This window comes from Xanthomonas sp. WHRI 8932A (assembly GCF_035012785.1).
Classification (GTDB): domain Bacteria; phylum Pseudomonadota; class Gammaproteobacteria; order Xanthomonadales; family Xanthomonadaceae; genus Xanthomonas.
The window spans coordinates 241,667-251,937 of record NZ_JAYGQQ010000010.1 but is presented as its reverse complement, the minus strand read 5'-3'; the positions used below and the strand labels follow the sequence as shown (position 1 = coordinate 251,937).

The window sequence follows — 10,271 nt, the reverse complement described above, 5'->3', positions numbered from 1 at the left end:
TGGCTCTTCGGCTCGGTCAGACATCCTGTCTGACTCGCCGCCGCGGCACATCCTTGTGCCGCTCTCCGCCAATCCCCGGCCACGCTGCCGCCTCGGCGAGTCACTGCAACGCCTTAGTCAAGGCAAGCGAATTTTCCTTCATGTTTTCCATGACCTGCGCGATTTTCGATGACAGCAGCAGATCAGGGATCTGCTGGGGTGTCGTGGTGCGCGGAAAACGCCACCGCTACGTAGCGCTAGAGCCTTGAACGTCATGAGCCGCCTGAAGCCCCTCTCCCGCCGGGAGAGGGGTTGGGGTGAGGGTACGGTTTTCCGGGGACTGCCAAGTGCGCGGCTGTTGGTTACTGGCTTCGGTAAGCGGCGTCAGCGCGGCCGGGGACTGGCTCTTCGGCTCGGTCAGACATCCTGTCTGACTCGCCGCCGCGGCACATCCGTGCGCCGCTCTCCGCCAATCCCCGGCCACGCTGCCGCCTCGGCGAGTCGCCATCATGATCTTGATCAGGTAAAGCAATTTTTCAAAGCTTGGCGGGGGAGCGTACCCGACAGTAGTCGCTGCTCCACGTTCCGCCAACACAGGAACATTCGAAGAGTGGTCTGCGGGCGCCGGGGCAGGACCTTACACGACAAGAATGTCGTGTAAGAGCCCTCGATCGATGGGTTCACGGCGTGTCCTGCCCCGGTGCCCGCGGGCCGCTGCACTTACAAGAGAAATGCGCCAGCGAATCAGGCTTTCCTCAATCATCTGAAAGCGCTAGCCAACCAGGCTTTCCTCAGCCAACCAGCTTTTGTCACCCAATCAGCTTTCCACCGCAGCCCGGCTTTTCAACTCTCTGGATGCGGCGCCCAAAAATTAACCCGCACGCACCTGCCGAACGATCGCCGCGGCCTTGGCCGAGCTTTCCTTGACCTTGTCCCATTGGCCCTGGGCCAACCAGTCCTTGGGGACCATCCACGAGCCGCCGATGCACAGCACGTTTGGCTGCGACAGAAACTCTGCTGCGTTAGCTTCGCTGATGCCGCCGGTGGGACAGAGCTTGAGCTCGGACAGCGGGCCGGCGAGGCCCTTGAGCATTTGCAGGCCGCCGACGGCAGTGGCCGGGAACAGCTTGCACACGCGAAAGCCCAGGCCCATCAGGGTTAGCAATTCGGTCGGGGTGGCTGCGCCGGGAACGGCCGGGATCGGCGCATCGGCCAGCAGGCGCGCGAGCGGGGCAGGCGTGCCCGGCGTCACCAGGAAATCCGCACCGGCATCCACCGACTGACGCAACTGCAGTTCGCTCAGCACGGTGCCGGCGCCGATCACGATATTGGGCAGTTCGCGCTTGAGCATGGCCAGCGCTTCGATCGCGATCGGTGTGCGCAGAGTGAGCTCGATCGCGGGCAACCCGCCTTCGAGCAGCGCATCGGCCACGCGGCGCGCCTGGTCCAGCGTATCGACAGTGACCACCGGCAGGATGCCGGCGTCGCGCAGCAGTTGTTCGGCGGTGTTCTGGGTCTGGGCAATCGTCATTGCAACTCCATTAGACGGCGACCGCCGGGGCGGTCGCTGAGAGGGAAGGGGATCAGGCGTCCTTGGACTCGTGCGGCGCGGCGGCTGCGGCAGAATCTGCGCCGAGTTCGTACTCGGCGTCGTAGCTCCACAGTGCACCGTCCGGATGCGTCGGGCCGCAGGAAATCGAGATCGCGCCCTGGTCGGCCGGGCCGACGACCTGGCGGTTGATCGCAAACAGGTTGCGGCCCAGGTCGTTGCCGGCCACGGCGGTATTGGGCGCCACTTCGCGCGATGCCCATTCTTCGGCCGAGACCAGCACTTCCAGCGTGCCGGCTTCGCCGTCCATACGCACCATGTCGCCTTCGCGGACGCGCCCGATCGGGCCGCCACGCGCGGCTTCCGGCGTCATGTGGATCGCGGCGGGGAACTTGCCCGAGGCACCCGACAAACGGCCGTCAGTGACCAACGCCACGCGGCGGCCTTGGTTCTGCAGCAGGCCGAGCAGCGGTGCCATCGAATGCAACTCAGGCATGCCGTTGGCACGCGGGCCCTGGTAACGCAGCACCACCACGAAGTCGTGCGGCAGCACGCCGGCGGCATGCAACTTGTTGAGCACCTGCGGCGTGTCGATCACCACCGCAGGCGCTTCGATCTTGCGATGCTGCGGCTTGACCGCCGACAGCTTGATCAGCGAGCGGCCAAGGTTGCCGCGCAGCAGGCGCAGGCCGCCTTGCGCTTCGAACGCATCGCTGACCGGGCGCGCCACGCTGTCATCGGCGGTGGTCGCGGTGCCGGGCACATAGGTGACCTTGCCGTCCTGCAACCGCGGCTCGTTGGCGTAGGCACGCATGCCGCCTTCGACCACGGTGGGCAGATCGTCATGCATGTAGCCGGCGTCCATCAGCTCGCGGAAGACGAACGCGGTGCCGCCTGCGGCCTGGAAGCGATTCACGTCGGCTTCGCCGTTTGGATAGATGCGGGTCAGCAACGGCACGGTCTGCGAGATCAGGTCCATGTCGTCCCAGGTCAACACGATGCCGGCCGCACGCGCCACGGCGATCCAGTGGATGGTGTGGTTGGTCGAGCCGCCGGTCGCCATCAGCGTGACCACCGCATTGACGATGGCGCGTTCGTCGATCAAGCGGCCGAACGGACGGAAGTCGTCGCCCAGCGCGGAGATCGCCAAGGCGCGTGCGGTGCCCTCACGGGTCAGTGCATCGCGCAGCGGCAATTCCGGGTTGACGAACGAGGCGCCGGGCAATTGCACGCCCATCGCTTCGAGCAGCACCTGGTTGGAATTGGCGGTGCCGTAAAAGGTGCAGGTGCCGGGCGAGTGATACGACGACGCTTCGGCTTCCAGCAATTCGGCGCGGGTGGCTTCGCCGGCGGCATAGCGCTCGCGCACTTCGGCCTTTTGCTTGTTCGGGATGCCCGGCGTCATCGGGCCGGCCGGCATGAATAGCGCAGGCAGATGGCCGAAGGCCAGCGCGCCGATCAACAGGCCCGGCACGATCTTGTCGCACACACCCAGGTACACCACGCTGTCGAACATGTCGTGGCTGAGGCCGATCGCTGCGGCTTGCGCGATGTTGTCGCGCGAAAACAGCGACAGCTCCATGCCGGCGCGGCCCTGGGTCACGCCGTCGCACATCGCCGGCACGCCACCGGCCACCTGCGCGGTGGCGCCGAGCGCACGCGCGGCATCGCGAATCAGCTGCGGGTAATGCTCGAACGGCTGGTGTGCCGACAGCATGTCGTTATAGGCGGTGATGATGCCCAGGTTAGGCGTGGCCGCACCGCGCAGACGCGATTTGTCGGTCGGTTCGGACGCCGCAAAGCCGTGCGCAAGATTGCCGCAGCTCAGACGGCTACGGAACGGCCCCTCACGCAGGGCGGCATCGAGGCCGGCCAGATACGCCGCGCGCGACGGCGCGCTGCGCTTGCGGATACGGTCGGTGACAGCTTGGATGTTCGGATGCAGGCTCATTGGCTACCGGCTATGAGAAACGGGGGGGAAGAAGGCACGCTGTTGTGTAGTTTAAATACCCGCACCTGGATGTGCGGGCTGGTGCGAGGCACTCGCATTGAAGCTGCGGTTGCGAGCGACGCACGTTGCATTGGCTGTTGCGAAGTACTCACAGCGCATCCGCTTTCGCGAAGGGCTCGCGGCATCCGCCAGCCCTCAACCGCACCAATGCACCCGCAACCGCGGACCGGGCTGCTGGAGCGCGACACGAATCGGGTACTCGCTGATGTCCTCGCCAGCCAGTGCGGCTTGCAGCACATCGAGCTTTTGCTTGCCGCGCAGCAGCAGCAGGCGGGTGGGAATCGCGGCAAGGCCGGTCGGCGTCAGCGTGATCCGCAGCGGCCACTGGTTCGCGCCCGGGCAACCGGTCGCGTCCAGCGACGCATACGGCTGCGGGCTGGCCAGCGCCTTGGGCAGATCGGTCGAACCGGGGAACAACGATGCGGTATGTCCGTCGCCGCCCATTCCCAGCACCGCCAGACAGGCCGGTTCGGCATGGGTGGCCTGCAGATTGGCGGTGTGCACGCACTCGGGCAATTGCTTGCCGGGACGCACCAACGGGATGAAGGTCGCGGCCGGCGCATGGGTCAGGAAGCTGTGATTGACCAGCCACGCGTTGCTGTCCTGATCCTGTGGCGAGAGCCAACGCTCATCGACCAGGCCCACCTCCACCCGTGACCAGTCCAGCGGACGGTGCGCCAGCGATTCGTAGACCGGCGCCGGTGTGGTGCCGCCGGAGAGCAGCATGCGTGCCTGCCCGCGGCGCGAAATTTCCTGTTCCAGCAGATCGGCCATTTCGCCGGCGACCGCTTCGGTCCACTCGGCGGGATCTTCGTAGCGCACCAGGGTGATGCGCGGGTTGTCCTGCAGGTTCATCGCTGTTCCCCCGGATGCTGACGCTGCGCATCCACCGCATACGCTGCGGCGCCCAACAGGCCGGCATGCGGGTGCATGACCGCCAGCGAAGGCACGCGCGACATGATCGCGGAGAACCGGCCCTTGTGTTCGAAGCGCTGGCGGAAGCCGGAGTGCTGCAGCGACTCCAGCACCTTGGGCACCAACCCGCCGGTGAGGAACACGCCATCCCACGCACCCTGCATCAGCACCATGTCGCCAGCGATCGCACCGAAGATGGCGCAGAACAGGTCGATGGTGCGCGCCGAGCGCGGGTCGCCGGCCGCCGCACGTGCGGTGATGTCCTTTGGTTCCAGCGGGCCCGGGTCGATGCCGGCAATCTCGCTCAATGCGCGATGGATGTTGACCAGGCCGGGGCCGCAGATCAGCCGCTCGTTGGAGACCCGGCCGAACTGTTCGGAGAGGATTTCCAGCACACGGATTTCTTCCGGCGTGCCGGGCGGAAAGCTGACGTGGCCGCCTTCGGTTTCCAGAGGAAAACAGCGCCCGTTACGGATGATCAGCCCACCCACGCCGAGGCCGGTGCCGGGACCGATCACGCCGTAGTTGCGCGGTTGATCGATCGGCGCCGGCCGCCAGCTGGCACCGCCCACCTGCACCACATCCTGCGGACGCAGCAGGCTGATTGCCATGGCCTGCGCGGCAAAGTCGTTGATCAGGTGCAGGGTGCTGAAGCCCAGCATGGCAGCGGTGCGCGACCGCGAGATCACCCACGGATGATTGGTGATGCGCGCTTCGTCGCCGTCGACGCGGCCGGCCACGGCGAACACGCCCTGGGTAGCCTGTACGCCGATCTGGTCGAGGTAATACCGCGCGGCTTCACCGAGCGAAGCGAACTCCACCACCGCGAACTCGCGCGATGTGTCATCCAGCAACGGGACCGATGCATCGACATCGGCCAGCGCGAACCGCGCGTTGGTTCCGCCGATATCGGCAACCAGCACCGGTTTGGAAGGAGCGGTCATGCGGTGTTTCCCTGTGCGTCGGTGGCAGGAGGCAGGAACGGTGCGGCAGTGTCCGGGCCCCAGCTACCGGCGGGGTAGGGCTGCAGCGGCAAGGCTGCGTCTTTCCAGGCATCGCTGACGCTGTCGATCCAGGACCAGGCAGCCTTGACCTCGTCGTCGCGCACGAACAGTGCCGGGTTGCCGTTGAAGGCATCCACGAACAGCCGCTCGTAAGCGATGCGACGGTGCAGGCCGGTCGGCACCGACAATTCCAGTTCCAGCGGTTGCAGTTCGATCGCGCCCCATTCCGGGCCGGCCAGGCTGCTCATCAGGCCGAGCTCGATGTTTTCCTGCGGCTGCAGCTGGAAGGTCAGGCGGTTGGGCACCGCGTTCTGGCGATCCGGGCGCTCGAACAACCAATGCGTCACCGGCTTGAGCGTGACCACGATGCGGGTGGAACGCTCGGCCAGCCGCTTGCCGGTGCACAGATGGAACGGCACGCCGGCCCAGCGCCAGTTGTCGATATGCGCGGTGACCGCGACGAAGGTTTCCACGTCGCTGCCTTCCGGCGGGTGGTAGGCCTGCGCCGGCTGGCCGTTGATGGTGCCGGCGGTGTAGCGGCCGCGCACGCTGTCGTGCGCGGCGTGTTCGGCGGTCATCGGGCGCAGCGCACGCAGCACCTTGACCTTCTCGTCGCGGATGCGGTCGGCTTCCAGCGACGCCGGCGGCTCCATCGCCACCAGACACAGCAGCTGCAGGATATGGCTTTGCACCATGTCGCGCAGCGCGCCGGAGCGGGCGTAATACGCATCGCGTCCGTCCACACCCTCGCTTTCGGCGACCAGGATCTGCACCGACTCGATGTAGGTCCGGTTCCAGACTGCTTCGAGCAGCGTATTGCCGAAGCGCAGCGCGATCAGGTTCTGCACCGCCGCCTTGCCCAGGTAATGGTCCAGGCGGAACACGCGGTCTTCGTCGATCAGCGCGCCGATCGACTGCAGGATCTCGCGAGCGCTATCGGAGTCGTGGCCGATCGGCTTTTCCAGCATCAGCCGGTGCGGTGCGGCTAGCGCACCGCCCAAGGCCAGGCCCTGGCAGGTGCTGATGTACAGCCCCGGCGGGATCGCCAGGTAGCTCACGATCTGGCGGCTGGCCAGCTCGCGGACTGCATCGGCCACCGATTCGGCATTGCGCAGATCCACCGAGCGGTAATCCACGCGCTGCAGCAGCGTCTGGATCTGCTCCGGGGTGGCAATCGGCAGCGCTTCGGTCAGGCGTGGCCGTAACACTTCACGGAAAGCCTCGGTATCGTGCGGCGACAATGCCAGCGCACGGATACGGAAGTCCTCCGGCAGCAGGCCGTCGACGAACAGGCGCAGCAGGGACGGAAAGAGATAGCGCTGGGCGAGATCGCCGGTAGCGCCGAACAGGATCAGGGTGTTGTGCATGGACCGAGTTTCAGATTCTGGAGACATCGTTATCAGCAGTTTCGCGAAAAGGCGCCGGACAGCCGGCGGTCGGTACGTCTGTTCCTGAGCGACACTTGCGTGCGCGCAGCGGGGGATGGACGGCGACGCCCAATCCCCGATTGTTGCAGCAACTGGTGGTCAGCGGTTAGCGCCTGGGCGGCATACCTGCACGTGCGTGGCGGAATGCCCGCTGGCGCAATGCAGGTAACGTCGCCGGATACGGCGGCGTGGGTCGGTAGCGGCATGGTCCCTCCGAGATCGATGTTGCCATGTGAAAACGATTACATGTCAGAATAAACCAATGCATTCGTTTGCAGGAGATTTCCTCGCAAACGGGTCGGTCGTCATTGCCATCGGGAGGGCCGAGGGCAGGGCGCATACAAACGTTGAGGCCGAACGATGGCGAAAGTGCAGTTGGAAGGTGTCCGCAAGGTCTATGAGAACGGCCAGGTGGCGGTGCAGGGCGCAAGCTTCGAGGTGGCCGATGGCGAGCTGATGGTGCTGGTCGGGCCGTCCGGCTGCGGCAAGTCGACGCTGTTGCGCATGATCGCCGGGCTTGAGGACATCAGCGCGGGCACGCTCAAGATCGGCGAACGCGTCGTCAACGACGTGGCGCCGAAGGACCGCGACATCGCCATGGTGTTCCAGAGCTATGCGCTCTACCCGCACATGACCGTGGCGGAAAATCTGGCCTTCGGGCTCAAGCTGCGTGGTCACCCAAAGCAGGTCATCGCCGAGCGCGTCAATAACGCCGCCGAACTGCTGGGCCTGACCCCGATGCTCGACAAGTTGCCCAAGGCGATGTCCGGCGGCCAGCGTCAGCGTGTGGCGCTCGGGCGAGCGATGGTGCGCGAATCGTCGGTTTTCCTGCTCGACGAACCGCTGTCCAATCTGGACGCCAAGTTGCGCCATAGCGTGCGCACCGAGATCGCGCAGCTGCATCGCAAGCTCGGCACCACCATGATATACGTCACCCACGATCAGGTCGAAGCGATGACCCTCGGTCAGCGCATCGTGGTGCTCAAGGACGGCGTGATTCAGCAGATCGACAGCCCGATGGCGTTGTACGACCGTCCGGCCAACCTGTTTGTTGCCGGTTTCCTGGGCAGCCCGGCGATGAATATGCTGCAGGGACGGCTGGATGAGCAGGATGGCCTGCATCTCGTCATGGCCGACGGCTGGCGGGTGCCGCTGGGCGCCGCGCAGGTCGATCGCCGCTGGTTCGGTCAGGACGTGATCGTCGGCGTGCGCCCCGAGCATCTGCAGCCGTCCAGCGATGCGCAGTTGGGCTTCGATGCGCAAGTGGAGGTCATCGAGCCGGTCGGCAACGAGATCTTCCTCAACCTCGATCGCGGCGGGCAGCCGCTGGTGATCCGCGTCGCGCCGCAGGCGCTGCCAGTGGTCGGGCAGCCTCTCCGCCTGGCATTGCGCAGCGATGCCCTGCATTTCTTCGACCCGGCAACCGGGCAGCGGCTGGAGCCGGCTTAACGCTCCAGCCCGGACAAGATGGCAAGCGGGCGCGCCGGGTGCGCGCCGGCTTGCAGTGTGGTGCTGGCGTCCACGGTCAATTCCAGTGGCAACACCGCCAGCGCCAGATCGCCGGCAACGCTGACTACCGTGCCGATGGCTGCGCCGTCCAGCTCGACGCTATCGCCCGCCTGGACAGCGGCTTCAGTCTCCAGCAGTTGCAACGCACGCTTGGCCTTGCCCAGAAAATGCGTGCGCGCAACGATCTCCTGACCCGGGTAGCAGCCCTTCTTGACGCTGAAAGCCTGCAGGCGGTCCAGTGCCAGTTGCTGCGGCGTCCATTGTTCGCGCTGCGCATCCGGCAGCCGAACCAGACCTAGTTGCAGATCCGCCCGGCGCCATTGCGCGTCGATGCTGGGCAATTCGATAGGCGCGGCCAATGCGTCGTCGCTGAAAAGCAAAAGCGTGCGTGGCAGGGCGGCGACGCCCATATCCAGCGCGATACGCAGCGTTCCGATCTCGGCATGTGCGCCTTGCGCATGCTCTGGCGCCGCGAAGCCGCCATACGCAAGCAGCGCGGCCGCGTTGATTTTCAGCTTGCGCCGGAACACGAAACGGCCGAGTTGCGCGGCGATTTCGGCCGCGTTGCCGTCTGGCAACACCATCAGCAACTGCGCGTCGTCCTCACGCAGGAGTGCGAAGATGGCGATCACGCGCCCCTTCGCCGTCAACCACGCATTCCATTGCCACTGCCCGATCGCCAGCGCCTGGACGTCATTGGCGAATTGGGCATGCGCGAACGACACTGCATCCGTCCCGACCAGTCGGACGTATTGCATATCGTGCAGGGAGCCAAAACCCTGTGGAATAAGATTCAGGTTGTCAGCCATGGAGGGGGAGGACTAAAATCGCAACGTTGTGAGACCACTATGATAGGCCATCCAACCCCCACCCCAGCGCTGGATTCCGAGACGCAGCCTTCCCCTCAGGAGCAGATTCCCGAGAAGAAGCCACTGCCGAAGGAGATTGGTGGACGCGACGGCCCCGAGCCAACGCGCTACGGCGACTGGGAAAAAAATGGACGCTGCATCGATTTTTGAGCAGCTTTTAGCCACAGCGGCCTAGTGCCGCCCAGCCGAGAAAACGAGCCCAGCGAATGGCGATCCGCGAACGTCCCACTTCTCCACATCTGCAGGTCTACCGCTGGCAGATCCAGATGGCGACCTCGATCCTGCATCGAGCTACCGGCGTCATCCTTTCCGGAGGCGCGCTGGTCATCGCCGTCTCGCTGCTCTTGCTGATGCTAGGTGAGGACCACTGGAATTGTCTGACCCAGCATCTGGGCGCCTGGTACGGCCAGTTGTTCCTGTTCGCCTGGTCATGGGCTTTTACCTATCACCTGGCCAACGGCATCCGCCACATCGTCCAGGACTTCGGCCGCGGCTTCAGCATTCCCGCCTTTATCCGCAGCAGCTGGACCTCGGTGATCGCCAGCCTGGTGCTGACCGCTGCGATCTGGGCGTATGTCCTGACTGGAGCTTCCGCATGAGCCGCTATCGCACCCCGTTAAAAAATGTGCGTGGTCTGGGCGCGGCCAAGACCGGTACCGAACATTTCGTGATGCAGCGTCTGACCGCAACAGCGCTGGTCGTGCTGGCGATCTGGTTTGTGGCATTCGTGCTGAGCCTGCTCGGTTCCGACTACACGACCGCAGTCGCTGCGGTGTCCAAGCCGTGGAACGCGGTGTTGCTGGTCGGGTTCCTGGTGGCGATGTTCTGGCATGCGCAGCTTGGCCTGCAGGTCGTGCTCGAGGACTACATCCACAACTCGTTGCTGGCGCTGGCGTTGCAGACGACGGTGAAGTTCATCGCCGTGCTTGGCGCGATCGTCAGCATTTTCGCAGTGGCGCGCATCGCGCTGGGCGGTGCCTGAGTCATCGGGCACACAGAACAGGAATC

10 protein-coding genes are annotated in these 10,271 nt (G+C 65.2%); 4 read left to right on the top strand and 6 right to left on the bottom strand.

All coding sequences use genetic code 11. The annotated features are described in order from the left end of the window. Positions 1-850: 850 nt before the first annotated feature. The 5 genes from VC212_RS17650 to zwf all read right to left on the bottom strand — a co-directional run bounded on the left by VC212_RS17650 (position 851) and on the right by zwf (position 6,825). On the bottom strand, positions 851-1,510 hold the full coding sequence (locus tag VC212_RS17650; RefSeq protein WP_039815810.1) for a bifunctional 4-hydroxy-2-oxoglutarate aldolase/2-dehydro-3-deoxy-phosphogluconate aldolase: 660 nt from the start codon (positions 1,508-1,510) through the stop codon (positions 851-853). Between the two features lie 52 nt (positions 1,511-1,562). Continuing rightward, positions 1,563-3,479, bottom strand: a complete 1,917-nt coding sequence (gene edd / locus VC212_RS17645) for a phosphogluconate dehydratase (protein ID WP_323526506.1) — start codon at positions 3,477-3,479, stop codon at positions 1,563-1,565. A gap of 195 nt (positions 3,480-3,674) precedes the next feature. Continuing rightward, on the bottom strand, positions 3,675-4,394 hold the full coding sequence (gene pgl, locus VC212_RS17640; RefSeq protein WP_115513088.1) for a 6-phosphogluconolactonase: 720 nt from the start codon (positions 4,392-4,394) through the stop codon (positions 3,675-3,677). Continuing rightward, entirely contained in the window at positions 4,391-5,398 is a 1,008-nt protein-coding gene (gene glk, locus VC212_RS17635; protein ID WP_055854145.1) for a glucokinase, read from the bottom strand. The genes pgl and glk overlap by 4 nt, the downstream gene beginning before the upstream one ends. Next, positions 5,395-6,825: a glucose-6-phosphate dehydrogenase gene (gene zwf / locus VC212_RS17630; RefSeq protein WP_115513087.1), complete on the bottom strand. Its 1,431-nt coding sequence runs from the start codon at positions 6,823-6,825 to the stop codon at positions 5,395-5,397. The genes glk and zwf overlap by 4 nt, the downstream gene beginning before the upstream one ends. 420 nt (positions 6,826-7,245) lie before the next feature. Here zwf and ugpC point away from each other — a divergent pair, with 420 nt between their 5' ends. Beyond that, on the top strand, positions 7,246-8,334 hold the full coding sequence (gene ugpC / locus VC212_RS17625) for a sn-glycerol-3-phosphate ABC transporter ATP-binding protein UgpC (protein WP_115527856.1): 1,089 nt from the start codon (positions 7,246-7,248) through the stop codon (positions 8,332-8,334). Here the strand turns inward: ugpC and VC212_RS17620 are convergent. Next, positions 8,331-9,203 carry a folate-binding protein gene (locus tag VC212_RS17620; RefSeq protein WP_323526505.1) on the bottom strand — a complete coding sequence of 291 codons (873 nt, stop codon included), beginning with the start codon at positions 9,201-9,203 and terminating at the stop codon, positions 8,331-8,333. The two genes, ugpC and VC212_RS17620, sit on opposite strands and share 4 nt — an antisense overlap. Here VC212_RS17620 and VC212_RS17615 point away from each other — a divergent pair. The 3 genes from VC212_RS17615 to sdhD are packed head-to-tail and all read left to right on the top strand — an operon-like array spanning position 9,105 to position 10,245. Beyond that, positions 9,105-9,413, top strand: a complete 309-nt coding sequence (locus tag VC212_RS17615) for a DUF1674 domain-containing protein (protein WP_236699318.1) — start codon at positions 9,105-9,107, stop codon at positions 9,411-9,413. The two genes, VC212_RS17620 and VC212_RS17615, sit on opposite strands and share 99 nt — an antisense overlap. Before the next feature lie 56 nt (positions 9,414-9,469). Beyond that, entirely contained in the window at positions 9,470-9,862 is a 393-nt protein-coding gene (gene sdhC / locus VC212_RS17610) for a succinate dehydrogenase, cytochrome b556 subunit (protein WP_055854159.1), read from the top strand. Next, a complete protein-coding gene (gene sdhD / locus VC212_RS17605) occupies positions 9,859-10,245 on the top strand; it encodes a succinate dehydrogenase, hydrophobic membrane anchor protein (protein ID WP_115513083.1) in 387 nt (128 codons plus the stop codon). Before sdhC ends, sdhD begins: the two co-directional genes overlap by 4 nt. Positions 10,246-10,271 lie beyond the last annotated feature (26 nt).